Source organism: Ponticoccus sp. (in: a-proteobacteria) (assembly GCF_048381735.1).
In genome coordinates this window covers 491,111-516,033 of the sequence record NZ_JBLXGL010000002.1, presented here as the reverse complement: position 1 = coordinate 516,033, position 24,923 = coordinate 491,111, and the positions used below count along the sequence as shown (strand labels likewise).

At 69.5% G+C, this 24,923-nt stretch carries 16 protein-coding genes; 5 read left to right on the top strand and 11 right to left on the bottom strand.

The window, feature by feature from the left end:
* The 3 genes from ACN5KJ_RS06690 (at nt 1) to ACN5KJ_RS06680 (ending at nt 6,769) form a co-directional block, all read left to right on the top strand.
* The gene (locus ACN5KJ_RS06690; protein ID WP_418592804.1) at nt 1–4,506 is read left to right on the top strand and encodes a MupA/Atu3671 family FMN-dependent luciferase-like monooxygenase; all 4,506 of its coding nucleotides are present in this window, start codon (nt 1–3) and stop codon (nt 4,504–4,506) included.
* Nucleotides 4,503–5,165, top strand: a complete 663-nt coding sequence (locus ACN5KJ_RS06685) for a 4'-phosphopantetheinyl transferase family protein (protein WP_418592802.1) — start codon at nt 4,503–4,505, stop codon at nt 5,163–5,165. The genes ACN5KJ_RS06690 and ACN5KJ_RS06685 overlap by 4 nt, the downstream gene beginning before the upstream one ends.
* A 269-nt stretch (nt 5,166–5,434) precedes the next feature.
* On the top strand, nt 5,435–6,769 hold the full coding sequence (locus tag ACN5KJ_RS06680) for a GumC family protein (RefSeq protein WP_418592800.1): 1,335 nt from the start codon (nt 5,435–5,437) through the stop codon (nt 6,767–6,769).
* 180 nt (nt 6,770–6,949) lie between these two features.
* Here ACN5KJ_RS06680 and ACN5KJ_RS06675 read toward each other — a convergent pair whose 3' ends face one another.
* The 6 genes from ACN5KJ_RS06675 to ACN5KJ_RS06650 form a co-directional block, all read right to left on the bottom strand.
* On the bottom strand, nt 6,950–8,029 hold the full coding sequence (locus ACN5KJ_RS06675) for a CpsD/CapB family tyrosine-protein kinase (protein ID WP_418592798.1): 1,080 nt from the start codon (nt 8,027–8,029) through the stop codon (nt 6,950–6,952).
* Nucleotides 8,030–8,380: 351 nt separating this feature from the next.
* Nucleotides 8,381–10,483: an NAD-dependent epimerase/dehydratase family protein gene (locus ACN5KJ_RS06670; RefSeq protein WP_418592796.1), complete on the bottom strand. Its 2,103-nt coding sequence runs from the start codon at nt 10,481–10,483 to the stop codon at nt 8,381–8,383.
* A gap of 7 nt (nt 10,484–10,490) precedes the next feature.
* On the bottom strand, nt 10,491–11,450 hold the full coding sequence (locus tag ACN5KJ_RS06665; RefSeq protein ID WP_418592794.1) for a glycosyltransferase: 960 nt from the start codon (nt 11,448–11,450) through the stop codon (nt 10,491–10,493).
* A complete protein-coding gene (locus ACN5KJ_RS06660) occupies nt 11,447–12,691 on the bottom strand; it encodes a glycosyltransferase (protein WP_418592792.1) in 1,245 nt (414 codons plus the stop codon). Before ACN5KJ_RS06660 ends, ACN5KJ_RS06665 begins: the two co-directional genes overlap by 4 nt.
* On the bottom strand, nt 12,688–13,701 hold the full coding sequence (locus ACN5KJ_RS06655) for an NAD-dependent epimerase/dehydratase family protein (RefSeq protein ID WP_418592790.1): 1,014 nt from the start codon (nt 13,699–13,701) through the stop codon (nt 12,688–12,690). The genes ACN5KJ_RS06660 and ACN5KJ_RS06655 overlap by 4 nt, the downstream gene beginning before the upstream one ends.
* The gene (locus ACN5KJ_RS06650; protein ID WP_418592788.1) at nt 13,689–14,816 is read right to left on the bottom strand and encodes a Gfo/Idh/MocA family protein; all 1,128 of its coding nucleotides are present in this window, start codon (nt 14,814–14,816) and stop codon (nt 13,689–13,691) included. The genes ACN5KJ_RS06655 and ACN5KJ_RS06650 overlap by 13 nt, the downstream gene beginning before the upstream one ends.
* 223 nt (nt 14,817–15,039) lie before the next feature.
* Between ACN5KJ_RS06650 and ACN5KJ_RS06645 the strand changes: the two genes are divergently transcribed.
* On the top strand, nt 15,040–15,813 hold the full coding sequence (locus tag ACN5KJ_RS06645) for a WecB/TagA/CpsF family glycosyltransferase (RefSeq protein ID WP_418592786.1): 774 nt from the start codon (nt 15,040–15,042) through the stop codon (nt 15,811–15,813).
* Nucleotides 15,814–15,815: 2 nt separating this feature from the next.
* Here the strand turns inward: ACN5KJ_RS06645 and ACN5KJ_RS06640 are convergent, their stop codons facing one another.
* The 5 genes from ACN5KJ_RS06640 to ACN5KJ_RS06620 all read right to left on the bottom strand — a co-directional run bounded on the left by ACN5KJ_RS06640 (nt 15,816) and on the right by ACN5KJ_RS06620 (nt 23,218).
* A complete protein-coding gene (locus ACN5KJ_RS06640; RefSeq protein WP_418592784.1) occupies nt 15,816–16,583 on the bottom strand; it encodes an SDR family oxidoreductase in 768 nt (255 codons plus the stop codon).
* On the bottom strand, nt 16,580–18,142 hold the full coding sequence (locus ACN5KJ_RS06635) for a GMC oxidoreductase (RefSeq protein WP_418592782.1): 1,563 nt from the start codon (nt 18,140–18,142) through the stop codon (nt 16,580–16,582). Before ACN5KJ_RS06635 ends, ACN5KJ_RS06640 begins: the two co-directional genes overlap by 4 nt.
* Nucleotides 18,139–20,193: an acyltransferase family protein gene (locus tag ACN5KJ_RS06630; RefSeq protein WP_418592780.1), complete on the bottom strand. Its 2,055-nt coding sequence runs from the start codon at nt 20,191–20,193 to the stop codon at nt 18,139–18,141. Before ACN5KJ_RS06630 ends, ACN5KJ_RS06635 begins: the two co-directional genes overlap by 4 nt.
* A 293-nt stretch (nt 20,194–20,486) precedes the next feature.
* Nucleotides 20,487–21,782 (bottom strand): glycosyltransferase family 4 protein, encoded by a 1,296-nt coding sequence (locus ACN5KJ_RS06625; RefSeq protein ID WP_418592779.1) that lies wholly within the window; start codon nt 21,780–21,782, stop codon nt 20,487–20,489.
* On the bottom strand, nt 21,764–23,218 hold the full coding sequence (locus ACN5KJ_RS06620; RefSeq protein WP_347166442.1) for a hypothetical protein: 1,455 nt from the start codon (nt 23,216–23,218) through the stop codon (nt 21,764–21,766). Before ACN5KJ_RS06620 ends, ACN5KJ_RS06625 begins: the two co-directional genes overlap by 19 nt.
* A 212-nt stretch (nt 23,219–23,430) precedes the next feature.
* Here ACN5KJ_RS06620 and ACN5KJ_RS06615 point away from each other — a divergent pair, with 212 nt between their 5' ends.
* A complete protein-coding gene (locus ACN5KJ_RS06615) occupies nt 23,431–24,612 on the top strand; it encodes a glycosyltransferase family 4 protein (RefSeq protein WP_418592777.1) in 1,182 nt (393 codons plus the stop codon).
* The last annotated feature ends 311 nt before the right edge of the window (nt 24,613–24,923 follow it).

Here is a 24,923-nt window from a genome sequence, read left to right as displayed (position 1 = left end):
ATGGCATTTTCCTCGATCCTCATCGGCGACCAGTCCCTGCTGGTGCAATGCGCGGAACAGCTGCTGGCCCGGGGCAATGCGGTCTCTGCGGTTGTCACCCGCAACACCGACGTCGCGGGCTGGGCGCAGGCCCGGGGCCTGCGGGTCGAGGCGCCGGGCGCCGATCTTGGGGCACGGCTTGCGGGCCTGTCCTGCGACTGGCTGCTGTCGATCGCGAACCTGTCCATCATCCCCCGGGACGTGCTGGCCCTGCCCGCGAAGGGCGCGGTGAACTTCCACGACGGCCCGCTGCCGCGCCACGCCGGGCTGAACGCCCCGGTCTGGGCGCTGATCGAGGGCGAGACCCAGCACGGCATCACCTGGCACCTGATCGAGGGCGGCGTGGACGAGGGCGATATCCTGGTGTCGCGCGCCTTCGACATTGCCGCCAATGACACCGCGCTGACCCTGAACACCAAGGCCTACGAGGCGGCCATCGCCTCTTTCCCGGCGCTGCTGGACCAGCTGGAAGGCACGCTGCGCCGGGTGCCGCAGGACCTGTCCGCGCGCAGCTATCACGCCCTGACCGACCGGCCCGCGCAGCAGGGCGTGCTGGACCTCACCCGCCCGGCGGCGGATCTGGCGCGGCTGCTGCGCGCGCTGGATCACGGCCCCTACTGGAACCCGCTGGCGCGCGCGAAGCTGCGGACGGCGGGCGGGCTCTGGCTGGTCACGGGCGCCACGGAAACCGCCAGCCAGGCCGCGCCCGGCACCGTGCTGGAGACCTCTGAAACCGCGCTGACCGTCGCCTGCGGGGGCGGCGCGCTGCGGCTGTCGCTGGCGCGGATCTGCGGCGCCCCGGTCAGCGCCACCCAGGTCGCCTCGGTTGGGGACGTCCTGCCCACCGGCCCGCTGCTGCCCGAGGCCGAGATCGCCGCGATCGCCCGCCACGATGCGAGGCTGCGGCGCGCCTTCGCCACCTTCGACGCGGCCATGCTGCCCGGCCTGCGCGGCACGGGCAGCGGGATCGAGACGCGCCCGCTGCACCTGCCCGAGGGCTGCGACCGCGACGCGCTGACCGCGCTTTGGGCGCGGCGGATCACCGGCCAGTCCGCGCCGGACCTCGCCTTTGCCGACGATGCCGTCAGCCGCGCGGCGCAAAGCGGCCTCTGCCTGCCATGGACGCCGCGCCGCGCCAGCGAAAGCGGCCTGTCCGACAGCGCCGGGCCGGTCTTTGCCGATCTCTTCGCCCGCGACCCCGACCTCGACTGGCCCGAGACCCCGGCGCTTGGTATCGCAGAGGCGGCCCATGTGCCCGGCACCGCGCTGACGCTTCAGCGCACCGGCGCCCTGTCCTACGACACCGCCCGCATCGACCCGGCGCAGGCAGAGCTTCTGGCCGCCCGGCTGGAGCTTTGGGCCACAGCGCCCGACACCCCCCTGCCCAAGGCGGAACGGGCGCAGGTCCTCGACCTGTGGAACGCCACCGACACTGGCCACGATCGCGGGCTGACCATGCAGGCGGCCTTCGAGGCGCAGGTGGCCAGGACCCCCGACGCCGTGGCGCTGATCTTCGAGGACCAGCGCGTGACCTACGCCGACCTGAACGCCCGCGCCAACCGCGCCGCGCACCTGCTGCGCGAGATGGGCGTCGGTGCCGAGATCGTCGTCGGCCTGTGCTGCCGCCGCTCTGTCGACCTGATGGTGGGCGCGCTGGCGATCCTCAAGGCGGGCGGCGCCTACCTGCCGATGGACCCGGGCTACCCCGCCGACCGGCTGAAGCACTTCGTCGAGGACAGCGGCGCCCCGGTGATCGTCACGCAGGCGGGCGTGGCGCCGCAGCTGCCAGAGCATCAGGCCGCGCTTCTGGTGCTGGACGCGGAACCGCGGCTTGCCACCGCGCCGGACAGCAACCCCGCCCCTCTCAGCGGGCCGGAGAACCTTGCATACCTGATTTATACAAGCGGCTCGACCGGCAAGCCCAAGGGCGTGATGATCGAACACCGCAACGTGCTGAACTTCTACACCGGCATGGACGCGCATATCCCCGCGCAGGGCACATGGCTGGCGGTGACCTCGCTCAGCTTCGACATTTCCGTGCTGGAACTGTTCTGGACCACCGCGCGCGGGCTGACGGTGGTTCTGACCGGCGACGAGGATCGCGGGCTGATCTCGAAGGGGCCGATGCCCACCGGCGGCGCCGGGATTGAATACAGCCTGTATTATTGGGGCAACGACGATGGCAAGGGCCGCGACAAGTACCGCCTGCTGCTGGAAGGCGCGCAATTCGCCGACGAAAACGGCTTTGTCGCCGTTTGGACGCCCGAGCGGCATTTCCACGCCTTCGGCGGCCCCTATCCGAACCCCTCTGTCACCGGCGCCGCCGTCGCGGGTGTGACCAAGCGGATCGGCGTGCGCGGCGGCTCCGTCGTGGCCCCCCTGCACCACCCGGCGCGGATCGCCGAGGAATGGGCGGTGATCGACAACCTGACGAACGGGCGCGCGGGCATGGCCATCGCCTCTGGCTGGCAGCCGGACGATTTCGTCCTGCGCCCCGAGAACACGCCACCCGCCAACAAGCCCGCGATGATGGAAAGCATCGAGACCGTGCGCAAGCTGTGGCGCGGCGAGGCGGTGGCCTTTCCCCGCAAGGACGGCACGCTGCACGAGGTGGTGACGCAGCCGCGCCCCGTCTCCAAGGAGCTGCCGGTCTGGGTCACCACCGCCGGCAACCCCGAGACATGGCGCGAGGCCGGGCGCGCCGGCTGCAACGTGCTGACGCACCTTCTGGGCCAGTCCGTCGACGAGGTCGGCGGCAAGATCGCGCTGTACCACGAGGCCCTGCGCGAGGCGGGGCACGACCCGGCCAATTTCAGCGTCACGCTGATGTTGCACACCTTCCTGTCGGACAGCCGCGACCACGCGCGCGAGATCGCCCGCGAGCCGATGAAGGACTACCTGCGCTCTGCCGCCGGTCTGATCAAGCAATACGCCTGGGCCTTTCCCGCCTTCAAGCGGCCCGAGGGGGTGTCGAACGCCTTCGACCTGCAACTCGACGGGCTGGAACCCGAGGAACTGGACGCCATCCTCGACTTCGCCTTCGAACGGTATTTCACCGACAGTGGGCTGTTCGGCACGGTCGAGGATGCGCTGGCGCGGACCGACGACCTGAAGCGCATCGGCGTGACGGAAATCGCCTGCCTGATCGACTACGGCATCGACCGCGAGACGGTGCTGGAGGGGCTGAAGCCGCTGGCGCAGGTGGTCAAGGCCGCGAAGGCCGCGCCAGAGCTTGCGGCGGACGACTTCTCTATCGCCGCGCAGGTCGTGCGGCACGGGGTGACCCATCTGCAATGCACCCCCTCGATGGCGCGGATGATCGCCATGAACGACGAGGCGCGCTTTGCCCTGCGTGGTGTGCAACATGTATACGTCGGCGGCGAACCCCTGCCCGGTGCGCTGGTGGACGAGTTCCGGGGCCTGACCGGCGCCACCCTGACCAATATGTACGGCCCGACCGAAACCACGATCTGGTCCTCGGTCGAGCCGGTCACGGGCGGCGAGGCGGTGGTCAATATCGGCCAGCCGCTTGCGAACCAAAGGCTTTACGTGCTGGACGACGACCGCCAGCCGGTCGGGGTCGGCATGGAGGGCGAGCTTTGGATCGGCGGCGAGGGCGTCACCCGCGGCTACTGGAACCGTCCCGACCTGACCGCGGACCGCTTCACCGACAACCCGTTCCACGCCGGGCGGATGTACGGGACGGGCGATCTGGTCCGCCGCCGCGCCGATGGCCGCATCGACTTTGTCGGGCGGGTCGACGGCCAGATCAAGCTGCGCGGTCACCGGATCGAGCTGGGCGAGATCGAGGCCGCGCTGGAGGCGGTGCCGGGTGTGACCCAGGCCGTGGTGGTCCCGCGCGAGGATCAGCCCGGCGACCTGCGGCTGGTCGGCTATTATACAGGCGGTATGCAGGACGAACCGACGCTGCGCGCCACCCTCTCCGAGACCCTGCCGGCCATCATGGTGCCCGCCCGCTTCGTCGCGCTGGACGCCTTTCCGCTGACCCCGAACAAGAAGGTGGACCGCAAGGCCCTGCCCGCCCCCGCCGCGCGCAGGGTCGAGGCCCCGGCGCCCCGGCGCGAAGCGGCGGCCACCGCCGCCCCGGCCCGGCCCGGCAAACCCGCGAAATCCGTCGAACAGGCGGTGGCGCGGATCTGGACCTCTGTGCTTGGCGTTTCGGAAATCGGGCCGCGCGACAGTTTCTTCGACCTCGGCGGGCATTCCCTGCTGGCGGTGCAGGCGCATCGCGCCCTGCGCGACGAGCTGGGCGCAAAGCAGCTGTCGATCACCGACATCTTCCGCTTCCCGGTGCTTTCGGACCTTGCCGAGCGGGTCTCGCAGCTGGTCGACGGCCTGCCTGCCCCGCACCCCGCACAGGCCCCTGCCGCAGCGCCCGAGCGCGCGCAGTCGCGCAGCGATGCCATGGCGCGGCGCCGCGAGATGCGGGCCCGCCGCCGCGCATGAGCCCCCTGTCCGACCTGCCGGACCTCATTCGGCAGGTCACCCGCCCCGGCCTGTTCTGGGGAATCGCCCGGATCGGCGAGGAGGGCAGGCTGTTCCCCGAGGAGGCCGCCCATGTCGCGCGCGCGGTCCCGGCGCGCCGGGCCGAGTTCCTCGCCGGCCGGATCGCCGCCCGCCGGGCGCTGGCGCAGCTTGGGTACAAGACGCCGCCGCTGCCCGCCGGACCCGACCGCGCGCCGCTCTGGCCCGCCGGGGTGTCGGGCAGCATCAGCCACAGCGCCGGCGCCGCCATCGCCGTGGTCGGCGACAGCACCCGGCACCCGCTGCTGGGCGTCGACATCGAACCCGCCGAGCCGCTGCCCGTGGCGCTGATCGCCGAGATCTGCCGCCCCGAAGAGATCGCGGACCGGCCTGCCGGGGACCGGCCCATGCTGGCGCGCAGGCTCTTTTCCGCGAAAGAGGCGCTGTACAAGGCGCAGTATCCGCGCAGCCGGACGGTCTTTGGCTTCCATGGCCTGACGGTCGATCTGCACAGCGGCGAGGCCCGCTTTCCGCCGCACCCCGAGACCGCCGGCTTCGCGCCCGACTCGCGGCAGGCCCTGCGCCTTGCGCAGACCGCCGGGCCGCGGCTGATCCTGTCTTTGGGCCTCGCACCCGACTGATTCCCCCGACCACCCCGCCACCCGGGCGCCACATTTGGCGCTGATTTCGCGTAACTTTCTGTGTTTACGGCAGAAATATGGCGCCGGTTCACGGGGTGGACACGCATTGTTTCCCCCGGGCCGCCGGAAAGTCCGTGGCAAAATTGCGGCATCCGGCCTAGATTGCGGCGTGAAGGCGGCGAAGGCCGGACGCAATCCCGGCGAGACCGGGACGCAACCGGGACAGGCTGTCTCCGCATTGGGGGCCTCTTTGCGGGAGCGCGAGAAGAATGAACCAGTTCCAGTCGATCGACGAGGTCTTTGCCGCCCTGCGCCGTCGCGGGTGGCTTATTGTCATCGTGGCCGTGGTGGGCTGCGTGCTGTCCGTGCACCTCGCGCTGGGGCAGGTGAAGGCATACGAGGCCACCGCCGTCGTGCAGATCGAGGACGCCCGCCTGCCCGACCAGCTGGCCGGTGCCAGCGCCTCGCAGAGCGCCGATGCCTCGCGCCGCGTGCGGCTGATCGAACAGCGGCTGATGGCGCGTGACAACCTGGTCAACATCATGGAAAAGCACGACCTTTTCACCGATCGCCCAGGCATCACCATGAACGAGCGCGTCGCCGCCATGCGCGAGGCCGCCCGAATCCAGGAAATCGTGAACGCGGCACAGGCCTATGCGCCCGGCGGCAACGCCCCGTCCGGGCTGATCATCACCGTGCGGCTGAACGACGCCCAGAAGGCGGCAGATGTGGCCAACGACCTGATGACCCTGGTGATCGACCAGTCGCGCGACCGCAGCAGCGGCCGTGCCCGCGAAACCCTTGATTTCTTTTCCGCGGAAGAGACCCGGATCGCCAGGGCGATCGAGGCGCAAGAGGGCCAGATCGCCGCCTTCAAGCGCGAGAACGCCGAGCAGATCCCCGACGGCGTGACGGAACTGCGCGCCCAGCTTGGCACCCTGCGCGACACCGACCTGGACCTCGACCAGCAGATCGTGACGCTGGAGGCGACCACATCGCGGCAGCGCGAAGAGGTCACCGCCCGTCAGGTCGAGCTGTTGCAGGACCAGAAGCTGCTGATCACCGAACGCATCGCGCAGATCGAAGCGCTGCTTGCCGGTGCCCCCGAGGTGGAGCGCGAGCTGAACCGGCTGGAGCGCGAGCTGACCAAGCTTCAGGATCAGTACAGCGTCATCACCCGCCGCAAGGCCGAGGCCGAGATGGGTCAGCTTCTGGAAGACCGCCAGGCCACCGACCGGTTCGAGGTGCTGGAAACCGCGCTGGTGCCCGAGGCCCCGGTCTCCCGCTCGCGCAAGCAGCTTGCGATGATGGGCGGCTTTGCCAGCATTCTTGCCGGGCTGGCCGCCGCCTTCATCGTCGAACTGATGAACCCGGCGATTCGCAGCGCCGCACAGATGGAGCGTATGCTGGGTGTGCAGCCGGTCGTCTCGATCCCCACAATCACCACCCGCCGCGACCGAACGATTGGCGGGCTGAAGCTGGGTGCCAAGATCCTGATGTTCCTGGCGCTGATCGCCGCCGGGCTGCGACTGCTGGCCAACCGCGTGCCTGCCCTGGCGGAACTGGCGGGGCGCTTCCTGCCGCGCCGGATTGCCCGCGGCTGAAAGACAACCGGGCTGCGCCGCTTTGACGGGATTGCCGGGGGCATATTGGTCCGCCTCGGGGCCTTGTCCCTGCGCACCCACGCGCCCCGTACAACCCGACCGGACCCGTGACACGGGCCGGGGCGCGGATGCTCCGGCAGCGCGACCGGCAGGGGTGTCCCGGCCAAGACAGCGGATGCGTCAGTAGGTGTAGCGGTCCATTTCCGTGCCTTCGGCCTTGTTCAGCACCATGCCCAGCAGCGGGGTATCCGCGCCCAGCCGCCGCTCGACGTCCTTGATTTCCTTTTCGGTCGTCAGCCCGCCGCCAATCACCAGCAGCACGCCGTCGAACATCGGGCGGAAGGCGATCACGTCGTCGTAGAACAGCGCGGGCGGCAGGTCGAACAGCATGACATCGGTGCCAAAGCCGGTCTCGATCCGGTGCAGGGTCTCGGCCGTGCGCGGATCCTGAAGCAGTTCCGATGCATAGGGCTCCATCACGTCGTTGAAACCGAAGGCGATGTTGCGCCCGGCCTGAACCGGGTTCCGGCCCATACGCTTGAGGTGATCCTCGGGGCTGGTCCGGCCCCGCAGCATGTCGCCAAGCGAGCCCGGCCTGTCGACGCCCATGACCTGATGCAGGGTCGAGCGGCGCAGATCGCAATCCAGCAGCAGCGTCCGACAGTTTTCCTGCCGCGACAGCGATATGGCAAGGTTGGCGGCGGTAAAGGTCTTGCCGCAGCCCTGCCCCGGCGAGGTGATCGCGATCCGCTTCCAGCCGTGTTCGTGCAGTGCCTGCAGCAGGCGTGTGCGCAAGACGTCAAAGGCGGTATGGGCCGGGTCGTCGCGCCGCGCGGTGATGATGCGGTTGCGGTGCAGGTGGCTCTCGTCGACGGTGATCTCGCCCAATGCGGACCACAAGCGGTCCGGCTCGGGCGCGGGCCGGTGGGGGGGCTCGGCGGGCCGGGCTGCCGTCGCCGCCGGGGCCACCGGATCGTTCAGCGTCAGCGGCGCGGCGGCCTCGGCCGGCAGCGGTCTTGCAGGCGGCTTTGCGACATGGCCAAGGGCCTCTGCCTCGGCCTCGGCGGCCCGCCGCGCCTCTGCCTCTAACCGCTCCGCATCGGCGCGCGCCTGACGGGCCCGCGTCTCGGCCAACTGGCGTTTCTCGGCAAGATCCCTGCGCCGCTGGTCTTCGTCGACAGTCTTGTGACGGGCGGCATCGGCGCGCGCCTGCCCGGCCTCGGTCGTGTCGCGGGCTTCTTCGGGTGCAACCGGAGCCACCGCCTGCCCCTCTTCGGGACGGGCAGGGCCTTCGGCAGGGGTTTCACGGGGCGGAAGCGGGGCGGCGGCCTCGTCGCCGGGTATCTTGCCGGTCGCTGTCTGGTGTTTCCGGCGGAACCGGGGGCGGTCCATCATGGTCATGCCCCCCGCCCCGGTGCAGTGCGACACCGACCCGCGGTACGCCCACCCGGGCGGGCCGCCGACTGACTTGCGATGCTGACTTGTCCTGCGGTCACGCGCGATAGCCCCGTTTCCGGTCTGAATGCCGATCTTTCTTCCGTTTAACCAAAGAAATCAGGCCAGAATAAGTCCGTTTTACGGGAATTGTTCACGGTTGGCGCCGCGCCCCGCCTAGAAGCCAAAGAGATTGGCGCGCACAATCGCCTTGTCAACAAAGCTGGGGCGATCGGTCTCGGGCTGCCAGCCCAAAGCCGCCTTCGGGTGCCGGTTGTCGAAGGGCGAGAAATGCGCCCGGCTTTTCCAGTCCGCCAGCGAGGGCCGGATGACCCCGGGCCGCCGCAGGGCGTATTTCTTCAGCCCGTATTTCACCGCATCCGAGGCATAGAAGGCATAGAGGTTGCCCGGCACGACGCGGATCTTCGCGCCCAGAGCCTTGTGGATCTCGTTGAAGTAGCCGCGCGCGGACAGCATCGGCTCTCCGATCAGGTTGAAGCTCTGGCCCGTGACCGGCGCGTCGATCATGCGCACCAGCCCGTCGACGACATCGTCGATCAGCACAAAGGGCAGGATGTTGTTGCCGTGGCCCCAGATGCGCACCGCACCGGCCCCGTGCCAACGCCCGATGCCCCAGTGCTGCAGCGGCCCGCCGGGGCCGACGACGATGCCGGGCCGGGCGATGACCACCGGCAACCCGCGTTCCGCGTGCAGCTTCATCAGCTGGCGTTCGCATTCGGCCTTGGAGCGCGCGTAGATATTGCGGTCGCTCATGTCCTCGGGAAAGCCGGTGTCCTCGGTGATGGTCACGCCCGGATCGGACATGTCGTAGCTGGCGATGGTGCCGGTATAGACCAGCCGCTTCACCCCCGCCCGTTCAGAGGCCATGGCGATCCGCGTCGTCACGCCCACGTCGTTCACCAGCGCGTCGGCCCATGTCTTGTCCATCGACTTGGCAAGGTTGAAGACCACGTCGATGCCCTGCATCGCCTCTGTCAGCGCGTCCAGATCGTACAGAGAGGCTGCCATGGTCTCGACCTGATCGGGCAGGTCAGGAAAGGGACCGTGACGCCCGCGCGACAGCACGCGCACATCGCGCCCCTCGGCCACAAGGCGCCGGGTCAGCGCTCGCCCGATGAAGCCGGTGCCGCCGATGACCATGGCGCTGGGTTTCGGGTCGCGGGTGCGCACGGCGGGTGCCTTCACCGCCAGCACCTCTGCGGGCAGCGCGTCGATCACCGCATCAAGCGTGCGCATCACTGCCACCGCGCTTTCGCCCGAGAACCGCGCATCGACCGGGGTGCGGTCGGCGATGGCGCCGTAGACCGCCCGGTTCATGCCGAGAAAGCTGCGGCCATAGGGGTTCTGCCTGTTCAGGCTGCGCATCTGCACCAGCGCGTTCCGCCAGCCCTCGCGGCGGTGCTGCCGGGTCAGCTCCAGCTGTTTGCGCAGCGGATTGGCGACCAGATCGGCGGCATTCTCACGCTCTACCAGCAGAACGTCCTGCGCGAAATCCAGCCGCGCCCGCGCCGAGGACCCGCGCAGCGTGACAGAGCGGTCGTCCACCGTCTCGACCATGGAAATGGTGAAATTCACGTCGACCTGACCCGCCCGCGCCAGTACCCGGACGGTCTGGGGACGCGGGTCGTCGCCCGGCAGCATCACCGGCTTCGACGCCTCGGCGTGCAGCACCTCGACCGGGCCAAAGAGGTCATGGGCGAAGGCCACCAGATGCGGCCCCAGTTCCAGCACAAGGTTCTTCGGCTCGCGCAGCAGCCACAGGTTGTAGGGCCCCGACCGCAGCGGCGCCAGGGGCAGCGCCCAAGTGATCTCTGCCGAAGAGATGCGCCCGTAATCCCCCGCCATCATCGCGGCCTTCATGCGCTCGTAGGACGGCAGGCCGAGAAAGTTGTGCCCGGCGTGGAAACGCGCGCCGCCCTGCTGGGCGGCGGCCAGCACTCTTGACGCACCGTCACCCGATTCGGCCACAGGTTTTTCCACAAGCACGTGTATGCCCGCGGCAAGGCATTCTGTCGCGATTTCCTCATGAACGTTGGGCGGCGTGAGGATATGCACCGCATCGCAAAGCTGCGCGTCGATCATGGCCCCGAGCGTTGTGAACACCCGCGCGCCGTGGGGGGCCGCCGATGCCTGCGCCGCCGATTCGTTCAGATCGCAGACCGCCGAGATCGTCACACCGGGGGTGGCCGCCAGGGCTTCGGCGTGCCAGTCGGCGATGTATCCGGCCCCGATCAGACCGACTCGGATGGGGTTTGCCATGAATGCCTCACTTATATTCGATAATCCGCATTTTCGCTCCGGTCAGGCGTCGCAGATGGTAGCGCGCGAGGCCGATCATGTTGGGAAATTTCGACAGGGTGATTAACGCCGCGTGGTTGCGGACGTCATCGGCGGGCAGGCCCAGCCGCCTGAGACCGCGTGCCGTGCGGATGTGGTTCACCACGTAGACCAGCAACGCCAGCAGGCTCAGCCATGGCTCGGTGAACAGCCCCAGCACGAAAAGCACCGGCAGCACGGCGCCGTAAAACAGCACCCGGCGCACTTCGGTGACGAAGAAGTCCGGGTGCAGCCCATGGACCTGCCCAAAGGCGTGCCCGGTGCGCACGGCCCGCGCCCACCACTGGCCAAAGCGCGTCATGGCGGCGTCGTGGCGCGTCATCTCCAGCGGCAGCCGGTGCAGCGCCCAGCCCGCCTTGCGAAACCGGCAGCAGACGTCGTCGTCCTCTCCGGCGATGACCACCGGATTCATGCCGCCGACCTGCCGCCAGAGGTCGGCGCGCACCATCATGTCGCCGCCGCAGGTCAAGATCTCGCCCGCCGGGCGGCGCCATTCGAAATCGCAGAGCTGGTTGTAGACCGAGGCATCGCGGTGGATCTCGGACCGCCAGCCGGTGACCATGCCGACATGCGGGTTCGCTTCGAGAAAGGCGCGCCCGGCATCCAGCCAGCCATCCACCAGCGCGCAATCGCCGTCGATGAACTGCACGATCTGCGGGTCGTCCAGCGCGTCGAAACCCGCGTTGCGGGCGCGCGCGGCGGTAAAGGGCACCGACATGTCAAGGCGGACAACCCTGGCGCCGCGCGCCTCTGCCGCCGCCACAGAGGCGTCGGTGGACCCGCTGTCCACATAGATCACCTGCCGCGCCTTGCCGCGCACCGAATCGAGCGCCGCGACAAGCCGCGCGCCCTCGTTCCGGCCGATCAGGACCACATCAATAGGCGTCATTCTGGCACCTCCGGGCGGCGCGGCATGGGTGTGCCGTCGATATAGCCGCAAAACAGGGATGAGAGGCGCGCGGCCTCCCGGGAAACATCATAGGCCGCCTCGACGCGCGCGCGGCCCTCGGCGCCCATGCTCCGACGCAGGCTGTCCGAGCGCAAGAGCCCGGCGATGGCCTGCGCCAGCGCCCCAGTGTCGCCCGGCGGCACCAGCCGCCCGCTGGCGCCGTCCTGCACCAGTTCGGGCACACCGGCAATCTGGGTCGTGACCACCGGAACATGAGAGGCAAGCGCCTCCATCAGGACCACGGGCACGCCCTCGGCAAAGCTGGGCAGGGTGAAGATATCGGTCTCTGCCAGCGCCTCGGCAACCTCGGACTGGCTGCGGTAGCCAAGGAACTGCACGGTCTCGCCCAGCCCCAGCGCGCGGGCCTGTGCCTCCAGCGCGGGGCGGTCGGGGCCGTCGCCGATCAGGGTCAGGCGCAGCGCCGGAAACCGCGGCTTCAGCGCCGCCACCGCCTCCAGCAACACCGGCACACCCTTCACCGCCGCCAGCCGCCCGACGAACAGCAATTCCTGCCCCTCGTGCGGGGCGGGGCGATAGCGCGCCGGATCGACGCCGCAGTGGATGATGTGGAAGCGGTCCCAGTGCTCCTGCCCCGCAAAGCACATCAGCTGCGAGCGGCAGAAATCGCTGATGCAGGCAACAAAGCGCGCCCGCGCGGCCTTTTCGTCGATTCGCCAGTGGTGCGGTTCGAAGAAGATGTCGGGGCCGTGGATGGTAAAGCTGTAGGGGATGCCGGACAGCTCTGACGCCAGCATCGCCACGGTGCAGGAGGCCTTGGCGATATGGTTGTGCAGATGCTCGACGCCGCGCTGCGCGAGGTGGTCGGCCAGCACGGCGGCCTCTGCGAAATAGATCAGGTTGTAGAGCCGCCCCTTGATGCCCCTGGGCGCGGTCTTCCACGCCAGCGCCAGCGCCCGCAGGTAGCGCCCCGGCTGCTGCATCCAGCGCAGATGGGCAGAGAACAGGCGACGCGGCGACTTGCAGGCGTCCAGCACCTTGAAGGTCCGCGCATGTTCGTCGCGCTGTTCCGGCCCGACGAGATGTTCCGCGCCTGTCGTGCGGATCGAGCAGGTTTCGACCGGGTGGCCAAGCGCGCGCAGGGCGGCGACCTCGCGCTGGATGAAGGTGTCCGAGGCGCGCGGATACTCTCCGGTCAGGTAGGCGATGTGCGGCAGGCTCATGTCTCGGCCTCGCGGGTGCGGGCCATGAGGCCCTCAAAGGTGTCGGTATCCTCACCCGGGAAGGCGCTGCGCATCGCCGTGTTCGGGTAGCGCAGCGGCATCATGCGGGCGCGCAGGATCGGCTCGCGGAAGAGGCCCGGCAGGCGGCTGGCCAGGGGCTTCAGCAGCCGGACCAGCGCCAGCCAGGCGCCATAGGGTACGGTGACGTTCAGGCGCGGCCAGCCGTAGCAGCGGCGGTGCGCCTTCAGGAACCGCGCCCGCGTGGGCCGGTCGTCGTCGAAGACGTTCAGGACGGATGTGCCCTGCGGAGCGGTCCGCGCGCAGTCCACCGCGACCCGCGCGACGTGGTCCACATGGGCCAGCGGCAGCTCCCCGTCCGAGCCGATGGTGACAAACAGCTTCGAGGCCCAGAACCCCTGAAGCGCATGCCAGGACCGCCCCGGCCCCCAGATCGCGCCCGGGCGCAGGATCCAGTTGCCCCCGGCCTCGCCATCCTGCGCCATCATCGCCTCTTGCAGGCGCTTGGACCCGGCATAGGGATCGCGGGCGCTGCGCAGGTAGGCCTCTGGCCGCGACAGGGCGTCGGGCGCCAGGGCGATCTGCGGGCTGGCCTCTGTCACCCGGTCGCCCGGCGACAGCGCGTCAGTGTCGTAGACCGCCAGCGACGAGATCATCACCAGCCGGATATCGGCGGCCCCGCAGGCCGCCAGCACCGCGCCGGTGGCGGCGAGGGTGTCGCGCACCAGCACCTGCGGGTTGTCCCCCATGAAGGCGGCGGCATGGATCAGCGCCTCGACCGGCGCCAGCAGGGCGGGCAAGCGGTCGGCCTCGGTCGAGAGGTCGATCCGCGCAACGGTGATGCCCGCATCCGCCTCCCATTCCGACAGCGGCGCGCTGCGGCAGAGCGCCAGCACCGGGTGCCCGCGCCGCCGCGCCTCGGCCACGCAGGCGCGCCCGACAAAGCCATTCGCGCCGGTGACGGCGATAAGACCAGCGTTCAGGTCGCCCATGGCATCGGCTCCATCGGCACGCAGCGGGTGACCATGTCGACCGCCGCGCCCTCGCGTGCGTTCTGGATCGCCAGCGTGACCTCGGTCAGGTGCAGGGCGAAATCGTTGGACATCCGGCAGGGGCGGCCCTCGCGCGCAGCCGCCAGCACCTCGGCGGGGCCGAGCATGAAGTTCATCGCCGCAGCCCCCCAGCGCTTGACCTTGGGATGCGTCGGGCCGGGCAGTTTCACGCGGGACGGAAAAGGATGCTCCATCAGCCGGCGCCGCAGGGTCAGACGGCGGGCAAAGCGCACCTTGGCCTCGTTGTCCCAGGCCGCCTTGCAGGACAGCACACCCCTGTCCCCGACGATGCGGATACCGTGGTCGTGCGGCGCGACGATGGAACAGGTCAGCCGCGTCACCGGCCCGTTCTCGAAATAGAGCACCGCGACAGAGACGTCGGGCGCATAGGGGCCGCCGCCGCCCTTGTCGGCGGGCGGGATCGTCTCGGCGCTGGCGGCCACGACGCGACGCACCGGCCCGAACCACGAGATCAGCCATGTCAGGTAATAGCCCGCGTGTTCCAGCGTGCAGCCGACGCGGAATTCGTCCTCGGCGGGCCAGGGCGCGCCGGTGTCCGAGCGCCACTTGTCATAGGCCGCCTGCGGAATGAAGCCATCGTCGAGTTCCGCGTAGATCGCGCGCGGGGTCCCGGCCAGACCGGCCCGCAAGGCATGGCCCAGCGTCTGCGCCGCCTCACCCAGGGCCGAGCAGGGCGCCGAGGCCAGCGCCAGCTGCTTGTCCGCCGCCAGCGCATGCAGCGCCTGCGCGTCCTCCAGCGTCATGGCAAGCGGCTTTTCCGAGTAAACCGGGTGCCCCGCCAGAAGGCAGGCGCGGGTGGTTTCGAAATGTGATTCGGGATTCGTGAGGTTCAGCACTAGCGCCCCCGGAGACGCGGACAGCAGCGCCTCTATCGAGGGTTGCGGAACAATGCCCCAGGAAGTGCAAAACCGTTCCAGCCGAGCGGCATCACGGTCATGTGCACCGACCACCTCGATGCCCTCCATCGCAGCCAGCGACAGCATGTAGAGATCGGCCACAAACCCGCATCCCAAAAGGATAATCTTGTCACGCACGTTCTGCGCCCCCGCTTCCGGCGAACAGTTTGTTTCCCGATTCTGACGCCTGTGACAGATATTTCCACCTTGGATAAACGAAGCAAAAGACAGAGAATTGAGGCGGGAATTTGGCGCCGGGGGGGCGCAATCCGGAAACACCGTCAATGACGGGATCCAGCTTCATCCCTGCTGCGGGATGGGGTCTGGGGCTGATGTTTCCTGCGCAGGCCAAGGAGGTCGCATGAAAGGTATGCTTTTCTCTGTCGCGGATCAGCCGATCCGGGTCAATGTGCCGGATTGGTACGCGCTTGCTGACCATGTGGTGTCCCGCATGGAGCGCCGCGAAGGCTTTGCCCTTGCCACGCTCAACCTCGACCACCTCGTGAAGCTGCGCGAGCCGGGCGCCTTCCGCGACGCCTATGCGGCGCAGGATCTGATCACCGCCGACGGCAACCCGATTGTCTGGATGTCGCGCCTTGCCGGGCGCCCGGTGAAACTGATTCCCGGCTCCAACCTGATCATCCCGCTGGCGCGCATGGCCTCCAACGTGGGGGTCACCGTGGCGCTGTTCGGCTCGACCGAAGAGGCGCTGGCCGAGGCCAAGGCCCATATGGAAGGCGAGCTGCGCGGCCTGAACGTGGTCTGCTGCATCGCGCCGCCGATGGGCTTCGACCCGGCCGGGCAAGAGGCCGAGGCGATGCTGAAGCAGATCGAGGCCTCTGGCGCCGGCCTGTGCTTCGTCGCGCTTGGCGCGCCCAAGCAGGAAATCTTCGCGGCGCTGGGTCGGCGCGTGACGCCGGGTCTGGGCTTTGCCTCGATCGGCGCCGGGCTGGACTTCTTCGCGGGCCGTCAGAAACGCGCGCCGCAATGGGTGCAGCGGCTTGCGCTGGAATGGCTGTGGCGCATGGCCCTGGACCCCAAGCGGATGACCAAGCGCTACCTGAAGTGCATGGCGATCCTGCCCCGGCAGATGGCCCAGGCCGCGGCGCTGCGGCTGTCGCGTCACAAGCTCTGACATCACGACAGGCTCCGCGCGCGGGGCCTGCGCATCAGCAGCGCATCTTTCAGCTTTCGCTTGAGGCTGCGGGGCGGCAGGATCTCCTGCCCCATCTCGAAGGTCGATCCGGTCAGCGAGGGGTCGCACATCAGGGCCAGCCTGACGCCCCAGCGCGCCGCGACCTCTGCGGGCAGCCCGTCGGGAATACCCATCCCGGTCCGCAACATGCCCGGCATCCAGTCGGATATGACGATCCCCGGAAAGCGGTCCGCAAGGTCGGCGATCAGCGCCCGGCTGTGGATGCGCGCGGCGCCCTTCGACACCGCATAGGCCGAGGACGCGGGCAGCGGGTTCAGATCCGCGAAGGTGGCGACGTTCAGGATGCGCCCCTGCCCGCGCGGGCCCATGTCCTCCAGCGCAGCGCGGGTGCAGTTGACCGTGCCGCCAAGGTTGATCGCGACCGTCTGCATGAAGCTGTCGCCGCTTTCGTCCAGCGTGTCCCGGCGCGGGTAGATGGCGGCATTGTTGATCAGCAGGGCCAGGGCGCCATGGGTCGCGGTCAGCCCGGCAAAGCAGGCCCGGACGGCGCCCCAGTCGGCCACGTCCACCGGCACGGGAAGGAAGCTGCCGGGGCAGGCGGCCCCGGTTTCTGCCAGCGGCGCGGCACGGCGGCCCAGCCCCGCCACGGTGAACCCCTGCGCGCAGAGCTGCACCGCCAGCGCCCGCCCCAGCCCAGAGCCCGCGCCCGTCACCACGGCAAAACCGTCCTGCGGGGTCAGCTGCGTCATGTCTCCTCCGTCAGAATGACCCGGGCCACGCGCAGGGCGTTGGCGGCCACGGTCAGGCCCGGGTTCACCCCCATCGAGGTCGGCATAAACCCGGCATCCGCCGACCAGAGGTTCGTCACGTCATGGCTTCGGCAGTCCGGGCGCAGCACAGAGCGCGCCGGATCGGTGCCGAAGCGCAGGGTGCCGCAGGGATGGCCCCAGTTCAACTCTGGCGCGACGCCGAGGAAGAGCCTTCTGTGCCCCCGGAACCCCTTTCGGATCGCGGTGCGAAAGGCTCTTCGGCGCGCCTTCAACTCGTCCGAGAGCCTGTAGGTCACGGACAGGCGCGCCGGCTGCGCCCTGTCGAAGGTCACGCGGTTCTCGGGGTAGGGCAGATCCTCCATCAGCCCGACGAAGACCTGCGCGCCGCCCAGCATCCGCTGCGCCAGAGCGGCGGGCAGACGCGCGGCGGGCTGCAGGCGGGACAGGCCGCGCTGCGTCAGCATCCGGTTCAGGTAGAACAGGATTTCGCCGTAAGAGGCGCGGATGCCCATGGCCTGCACCGTGCCCAGCCGCTGACCGTCGCGGTGATAGAAATCGCGCAGCGCGATTGCCTTGGTCGCGCCCTCGTCCGGCCCCTTCGGCCAAACTGCGAACATTTCGTTGAGGTGGAACATCAGGTTGCGCCCGACCAGCCCCGAGCGATTGGCAAGACCCGTGGGCCAGGCCTCGGAGGCCGAGGCCAGCAGCAGCCGCGCCGAGCCAAGCGCCCCGCCGCAGAGGATATAGCGCCGCGCCCGAAGCCGGTGCTTCTGGCCGCCGACCAGGACCTCGGCGTGGTCGATCATGTCGCCGTTCGCCACCAGCCGCAGAACCTGCGCGCCCTCCAGCAGCGCCGCCTTGCCGGTCGCCAGCGCCGGTTCCACCCCGGCAGAACGCCCGTCCATCTTGCAGGGCTTCGGGCATTTGCGGCCAAGGCAGTTTTCGCAATCCGCCACCCGGTCGACGGCAGTCGGGGCGTGATAGGGATGCAGGCCGCGCGCCCGCAGGCTGACCATCAGCCCCTCTTCCATCCGCGACAGCGCCGGCGGCGCGCGCAGCGGCAGCGGCTCTTCCGCCGAAAGCGGATCGGCGCTGCCATGAACGCGGTACATCCGGGCGGCGCGGGCATACCACGGCGCCATGGCGTCGAAACCCACGGGCCAGCCGCCGCTGGGGTGCGGGCGCGCGGCGCTGTCATCGAGATCGTGCCGCTCCGGCCGTTCCAGCGTCGCGGCGTAGAAGGCGGAACTGCCGCCCACCCCGGCGCCCAGCGGCGCGTAGAAGGCCTGTTCGACGCCATCCAGCGTGACATGCAGCGGCTCGGGCCAAAGCCCGCGCGCAAGCCGTGCCTCGGGCACGAAGATCTCGGACAGCCCGTTGCGCTCGGACCGCAGGCCCGCGCGGCCCTGTTCCACGAAGAGCACCTTCTGCCCCGCCTCGGCCAGCGCGCGGCCCAGCGTGCCGCCGCCCAGCCCGGCGCCGATCACCAGCGCATCCCATGGCCCCTGGTCGAGCGGATCTTGCCCCGGCGCGGTCATGGGCTGCTGGCGCCATGCAGCACCGCGCGCGCCGAAGGCCCGCGGAAGACCGGGGCAAAGAGGTCGCGGACCCGCAGCGCCGCCGCGTTGGTGACATGGTTGTTGTCGAAATACTGGCCGGTGCCGTCCTGGACCGCGCGGCAGGTGCCCCCGGCACAGAAGCGCGGCCAGCTGTCGAGGACCGTGATGGCCCCGCGCTCTGCCAGCGCGACCCACGGCGCCTCTGCCATGGCGGCGCGCGGGGCCAGCGCCGCTTCGGGCACCTCTGCCTCTGTCTCGGGCGCGGGGGCGAGCGGCCAGCCCGCATGGGCGGCCTCGCGCGCGGCCTTGCGGCTGTCGTAGCGCGGGATCTCGGGCGGCTGGCGCAGCACGAAAACCTGCGGCACCCGCTGGCGCAGCTCGGCCACCGTGCTGGCCGCTGCCTCGGAGAGCAGGGCGTCCTGCGCCTGCCCGGTGTTTTCGGGCCGGTCCGTCGGATAGAGCGCGATGCGGTTGTGCGCATCGCGGCCCACCCCCTGACCGGAGGCATAATAGCTCCACCGTCCGATCAGCAGGACCTTGTCGAGGCTGTCGAGCCGCCCGATGGCCTGCCGGATCTGAAGGTTGGCCTGCGTGCAGGCCATGTCCTGCGCGGGCGTCGCGGCGCTTTCGACCTTGCGGAGGCCAAAGAGCGGCGGGCAACCCGCGCGCCACAGGATGACACCGGGCACATCCGCCTCATGCGCGGCAAGGTCCAGCCCCTCCTTGAAGGCGCGGGTATGGCTGTCGCCCCAGACCAGAACGCGCGGCGGGCCTTCGGGGCCGATGGGGCAGACCTCCAGCCCGTCCAGCGGCAGGCTGTCGGCGATGTAGCAGCGGCTGAAGTCCTGCAGGAAGTCGCCGGAAGCGGCGATATGGACCCGCGCCTCTGGCCCGAAGCGATCGGGCAGGCCGTCGGCCTTGTAGACATAGGCCCCCAGCGTCAGTACGCAGGCCGAGGCGATGGCCGTGCCGCCCAGCACGACGCCGCCCGGCAGGTGGCGGGCATAGCGCACCGGGTTCTCGATGAAGCGCCAGGACAGCCAGGCCAGCAGGACCGACAGCGCCATCCACACCACCGCCTCGCCCGCATTGGCATATCCGTCGCGCAGGTAGGTCGACAGCGTGTAGACCGGCCAGTGCCACAGGTAGAGCGAATAGGAGATTACCCCGAAGAACCGCGCCAGTGGATGCGTCAGCAGCCGGTTGATCGGGTTGTCGCCCGTGCCGCTGAACAGCAGCAGCAGCGTGCCCGCCACCGGCAGCACCGCCAGCAGCCCCGGAAAGGCCGGTCCCGCCGGGATCAGCACCACCGACCCCAGCACCAGCAGCAGCCCCAGCCACGACAGGACAGCCCTGCCGCGCCATGGCCGGTTGCTCCCCTGCCCCCAGATCGCCAGCAGGACGCCCGACAGCATTTCCCATGCGCGGAAGGGGAAGAGGTAGAAGGTCGCGGTGGGCGAGACCGGCGTCAGCGCGATGCAGGCCGCCAGCGACAGCGCCCAGGCCGCCACCAGCGTGCCGATCAGCCCCCAGCGCCAGCGCGCCAGCAGGAGGATCACCAGCGGCAGGAAGACGTAGAACTGTTCCTCGACCGCCAGGCTCCATGTGTGCAGCAGCGGCTTTTCTTCCGAGACGGTGTCGAAATAGCCCGCCTGCCGGAAGAAAAGCACGTTCGACAGGTAGAGGGTCGAGGCGATGGCCGCCTTGCCGTATTCGCGGAACTCGAAGGGCAGAAGCAGCGCCCAGGCCACCGCGCCGGCCCCGAGGACCGTGGCGAAGAAGGCAGGCGCAAGGCGGCGGAAGCGGCGGATGTAGAAATGCTTCAGCCGGATGCGGCCCGTGGCGTCGTATTCGCGCCAGAGGATGCCGCCGATCAGGAAACCCGAGATGACAAAGAAGACATCGACGCCGACAAAGCCGCCCTGCAGCGGAAAGCCGAAATGGTAAAGCACGACAGAGACGACCGCGACGGCGCGCAGGCCGTCGATGTCGCCGCGATAGGGCATGGGGCTGATGGGCGGCCCGCTCATGCCTTGGGGCGCCCCTTGGGTGCGGCTGTCATCCTGCTCCTTCCGGTTTCTCCGGTCGTGCCTGTGCTGGGGATACTACCGCCCGTCGGCGGCAAGGTCAGCGACAAGAATTGCAATTTTCTTCACGATACCCGGTTTCACGGCGGCAATGTGGCCTTTCGCGGGTCATGGCGTGAAGGCGCCCGGATTTCGGGCGGTGTGCGGCGGGGCAGACCGGGTCAAGAGGTATTTGGACCAAGAAGAAGCAGGGGATGGCCCCTGCCCGGTGCGGCTGCGCCTTTGGCTCCGGGCGGTCAGGGGATGAGGGTCAGGTCGGCGGGCCTGTCCTGCGCGCGCACGGCCCGGTAGACCCGGGCGACCTGACGGGCCTTCTGCGCCCATGTGAAATGCTGCCCGACCCTTGCGCGGGCGGCGGCGGCCATGGCGGCGAGGGGCGCGGGATCCTCGGCCAGGCGGTCGAGTTCGGCGCGGAAGGCCGCGGTGATCTGGGCCCGCGTGCCGCAGGGGACCTTGAGGCCGGTTCCGGGGGTCACAAGCTCGCCCGGGCCGGCATAGTCGACGATCAGCGGCACGACACCCAGCGCCATCGCTTCCAGAACCACGCCGCCGCCGAATTCGCGGATCGAGGGGAAGGACAAGAGGTGGCAGCGGGCCATGATGTCCTGCACCTCGGCATGCGGTTGCCAGCCGTGGAAAGTGATCCCCGGCAGGCCCTGCGCCTGTGTTTCCAGCGCCGGGCGCATCGGCCCGTCGCCGATGATGTCGAGGTGAAGCCTGCCCTGTTCCAGCAGCGGGCGGGCCGCCTCTATCAGCATGTCGCAGCCCTTGTAGGGCACCAGTCGTCCGACGAAGCAGGCGCGCAGGGGACCGGGGGCGGGCGCCGCCACGCGGCTGAAGCGCGCCGGGTCGATGCCGTTTTCGGGCAGCCAGACCAGCTTGTCGCGGACCGTCGCCGGGAATTCCGACGCCGTGTGCCGCGATCCGGCAAGGATGGCCGAGGCATGGCGCAGGGTCGCGCCGCGCCCCGGCAGCAGCTTGTAGGCAGAGCGGACACGGCTCAGCCACTCTTTCTCGGCGTCGCGTTCGGCCTCGAAGCCCTTGGGCCAGGGCACGCCGCCGTTCAGCGGGCCGAGGATGAAGGGCACACCCGCCCGGGCGCAGCGCCCCGCCAGGGACGAGGAGATGGTGGGCGAGAGCGGCGTGATGCGGTGGACGATGTCGAAATCGCGGATCGAGGGACCGAAATGTTTCCAGACCAGCCGCTCGAAATAAGGGTAGCTGAGCGCGTTGATCGCCTGCACCATGGTCCAGCCCTTGCCCTCGCCCATGCGCAGCCGCTCTGCCAGGCGCCACATCGGCGCGGCGAAGGCTTCCGAATCGATGGCGGTGAAATCGGTGCCTTCCACCATCCCGGCGCGCAGGAAGGCCGCGCGGTTGCGCACCTGCGTGACGATATGCACCTCGGCCTCCGCGCGCAGGGCGGTGGCGAGGGACCAGCCGACCAGCGGCACGCTGACCCATTCGGGGTTGGCCGCCTCGGCGATGGCCAGGACGCGGGGGCGGGGGCGGCTCACAGGATGGATTTCCATTTCAGCCCCTTCGGCCCGGTCTTGCCCTTCGGCCCCTTGCTTCCGGTCTCGCCCTGCAGCCCGCCGGGCCCGATCTTGCGGAGGCCCAGGCGTTCGGACCGCAGCCTCTCGGCGTAGCCGGTCAGGGCGCCGGCCACCAGCAGCGTCAGCGGCGTGATGGTCGCGTTTGGCAGGAGGTCCAGCATGTTGATCGCCAGCAGCAGGGAGAGCGGCGCGATGAACTGCGAGACCTGGCCCGCGCGCGCCGCCGCCTCGCGCCCGATCAGCAGGAGCGGCAGCAGCAACAGGCCGAATTCCGCGAGGAAGCCGACCCAGCCGTAGACGCCGATGACGATGATCCAGCGCCCGTCCGTCACCGTCAGGATCGTGCCGAAGACCGGGTCGAGGATGTGGTTCCGCCCCCAGCTGCCCCAGCCGAAGATCGGCTTTTCATAGGCGCGGTCCAAGAGCGTGTTCTCATTGCTGAAGCGGAAGTCGAGCGAGGCCGCGCGGTCCGGGTCGATGGCGGCGGCCTGGCTCAGCAGCCATTGCTGCGGCACCAGATCGGCGCCCTTGAGGATCGGATAGGCCAGCGCGATGGAGCCCAGCACCACCGCCACGCGGATCTGCATCCGCGTCGGCAGGACGATCACCATGGGCACCAGCAGGACGGCGAAGATCAGCGCGCCCAGAGACTTGGACAGCACCAGCACCGCCGACAGGTAGAGCGCGGCGAAGAGGTACTTCAGCCGCCCGCTTCCCGCTTCCGACCAGCGCCAGAGCGACCAGGCCGAGACGACCGCCGTCATGCAGAAGAAGGCCACCCAGAGGCCGTGGTACAAAAAGACCACCGGGCGAAAGCCGCCAGCCCGCATCGATTGGCCGAAGAAGTGCTGGTAGTAGCCGTAGACCCAGAGGTTCAGCTGCGGCGAGAGGCGGATTTCGATCAGCATGAACAGCGAGTAGACAAGCCCCCCGACCATCAGCGCGCGCAGAAGCTCGCGCTGCGCGCCGCTGCTGGCAAGGTGCTGGCGGGCCAGCAGGAAGGGCAGGATCCTCATCATCTGTTCCAGCGGGAGCGCGACCATGTCCTTCAGCCCCAGCCCGGGCAGGCCGATCTGGCCGTAGAAGACCGGCTCTGCATTGGTGGCGACGGTCAGCACCGGCGAGAATATGAAGGTGAAGACCAGCGCCTTGCCGACGGCGCTTTGCGGCAGCAGCGGGACCCTGTTGCCGTCCTTCCACAGGATCAGGGCAAAGGCGGCAAGCGCGGGCAGGTTGTGTTTCGTGAAGGGCGGGAACATCGGCAGGTCGAAGACCGCAGGCGGTTCCGGCAGGAAGAGATAGCCCAGCATCAGCGACCAGATCACCGCACGATCGCGCGGCAGGCGCGTGAACATCACGCCCGCGATCAGCGGCCAGAGGGCCAGCGCGAGATAGGCGATCGGGTTGGGCATCGGTCCCGTCAGATTGTGGCCGCATCGGGCCGTTCCCCGCCCTTGTACCGGGATCACGGGGCAAAGTCGCGGCTGCAATGCGGTGAAAGCGGGGTGCGTGACACAACTGCGGGATTGCCGCCATACTGGAAACGATATCCCGCCCGGGGTCATGGAATCACCGCATTTTCAGGATAATCAGGGAACAAGGGGAACGCCGGGGGCTGACGACCATGACAAAGGACAGGCTGCGCATCGCCTACCTGTGCGATCTGTCGCCGCTTGACCGGAACCTCTATTCCGGGGGCAACGCGCGGATCTTCGAGGCGCTGCAACGCCATGCGGGCGATGTCACGATCCTGCCGCAGCACTGGGGCGCGGCAGAGCCGCTGCGGCGCGCAATCGAAGGCCTGCCCGAGCACTGGACGATCCGCCTGCGCTGGCGCGCGCATTTCGCGCTGCGCCACGTGATCGGCAGGGCGGCGGGGCGGGCCCTGCGCGGGGGGCGCTTCGACGTGGTCTTCGGTGCCTATTCGCTGCCCGCCTTCTCGGGCGTTCCGATCCCCGGGGGCGTGGTCAGCGCCTTCACCTCGGATGCGGTGCAGTCCGTCTATCGACAGTCCGAGATCGGCCAGCAGTTCGACCGCCCGGGCGGCATCGGCGCGGCACTGGACGGCTGGGTGGAACGGCGCGAGCGCGCCGCCCTGCATCGCGCGGACCTGCTGCTCTGGCCCTCCGACTGGCTGAGCCAGGCGGTGACGGCGCGCTACGGCACCGATCCGGCGCGCGCGCATGTGCTGCCCTGGGGCGCCAATATCGCGCCGCAGCCAGCCCCGGCCCCGCGCGCCTTGGCCCCCGACCGGCCGCTGCACCTGCTGGTGATCGGGCGCGACTGGTGTGCCAAGGGCGGCCCCCTGGCCTTCGACTGCATGACCGCGCTGCGCGACAGCGGCATCAATGCCCGCCTGACGGTGATCGGCTGCACGCCGCCAGAGGCTCACCGGTCAGAGCATGTCACCGTCCACCCGCAGTTGAACAAGGCCGTGCCGGAGGAATTGCACCGCTTCGAGGCGGCGATTGCGGCGGCGCATTTCCTCGTCCAGCCGTCTTACGAATCCTACGGCTTCGCCTTCTGCGAGGCCTCGGCCATGGGGCTGCCCGCGCTGTGCCTGCGGGTCGGGGGCGTGCCGGTCCGGGACGGCGTCAACGGCCACGCCCTGCCCCCCGGCGCGACACCCGGGGATTTTGCCGCGCTGATCCGGCGCTATCTGGACGACGCCCCCGCCTATGCGGCGCTCTGTGCCTCGGCCCGGCGGGAATACGAGGATCGTCTGAACTGGGATGCCTGGGGGATGGGCACCGCGGCCTTGCTGCGCAGGGCCGTCGCGCAGAAACAGGGGCGCACGCTGGCGTGACCGGGGTCGCGTGCTACCTCTGCGGGGCAGATCCCGGCAGGAGCACACAGATGTCCCACTCTCCGCTGACCGACCACAGGGCGCAGGGGCGGCAATCCGGCGGCGCAGGCTGGATCGTCACCAACCGGTTCGTCCCCGCCCCGGCGGAGCGGATGCGCGTGGTTTCGGGCGCGGGCGCCGCGCGGCCTTCCACCCGCCTTGACCCGGCCCGGCAGCCCGCGCCCATGTCAGCACCCATGCCTAAACCGGCATCGATGGTCCCGCCGCCGCAGCCCGCGCCCGACGGCGCATCAGGCCTGAATACCGATCAG

What these genes read in the sequence shown, in the direction of transcription:
- ACN5KJ_RS06690 (WP_418592804.1), top strand. Translation starts at nt 1, where the DNA reads ATGGCATTTTCCTCGATCCTCATCGGCGACCAGTCCCTGCTGGTGCAA.
- ACN5KJ_RS06685 (WP_418592802.1), top strand. Translation starts at nt 4,503, where the DNA reads ATGAGCCCCCTGTCCGACCTGCCGGACCTCATTCGGCAGGTCACCCGC.
- ACN5KJ_RS06680 (WP_418592800.1), top strand. Translation starts at nt 5,435, where the DNA reads ATGAACCAGTTCCAGTCGATCGACGAGGTCTTTGCCGCCCTGCGCCGT.
- ACN5KJ_RS06670 (WP_418592796.1), bottom strand. Translation starts at nt 10,483, where the DNA reads ATGGCAAACCCCATCCGAGTCGGTCTGATCGGGGCCGGATACATCGCC.
- ACN5KJ_RS06665 (WP_418592794.1), bottom strand. Translation starts at nt 11,450, where the DNA reads ATGACGCCTATTGATGTGGTCCTGATCGGCCGGAACGAGGGCGCGCGG.
- ACN5KJ_RS06660 (WP_418592792.1), bottom strand. Translation starts at nt 12,691, where the DNA reads ATGAGCCTGCCGCACATCGCCTACCTGACCGGAGAGTATCCGCGCGCC.
- ACN5KJ_RS06655 (WP_418592790.1), bottom strand. Translation starts at nt 13,701, where the DNA reads ATGGGCGACCTGAACGCTGGTCTTATCGCCGTCACCGGCGCGAATGGC.
- ACN5KJ_RS06645 (WP_418592786.1), top strand. Translation starts at nt 15,040, where the DNA reads ATGAAAGGTATGCTTTTCTCTGTCGCGGATCAGCCGATCCGGGTCAAT.
- ACN5KJ_RS06640 (WP_418592784.1), bottom strand. Translation starts at nt 16,583, where the DNA reads ATGACGCAGCTGACCCCGCAGGACGGTTTTGCCGTGGTGACGGGCGCG.
- ACN5KJ_RS06635 (WP_418592782.1), bottom strand. Translation starts at nt 18,142, where the DNA reads ATGACCGCGCCGGGGCAAGATCCGCTCGACCAGGGGCCATGGGATGCG.
- ACN5KJ_RS06630 (WP_418592780.1), bottom strand. Translation starts at nt 20,193, where the DNA reads ATGAGCGGGCCGCCCATCAGCCCCATGCCCTATCGCGGCGACATCGAC.
- ACN5KJ_RS06625 (WP_418592779.1), bottom strand. Translation starts at nt 21,782, where the DNA reads ATGGAAATCCATCCTGTGAGCCGCCCCCGCCCCCGCGTCCTGGCCATC.
- ACN5KJ_RS06620 (WP_347166442.1), bottom strand. Translation starts at nt 23,218, where the DNA reads ATGCCCAACCCGATCGCCTATCTCGCGCTGGCCCTCTGGCCGCTGATC.
- ACN5KJ_RS06615 (WP_418592777.1), top strand. Translation starts at nt 23,431, where the DNA reads ATGACAAAGGACAGGCTGCGCATCGCCTACCTGTGCGATCTGTCGCCG.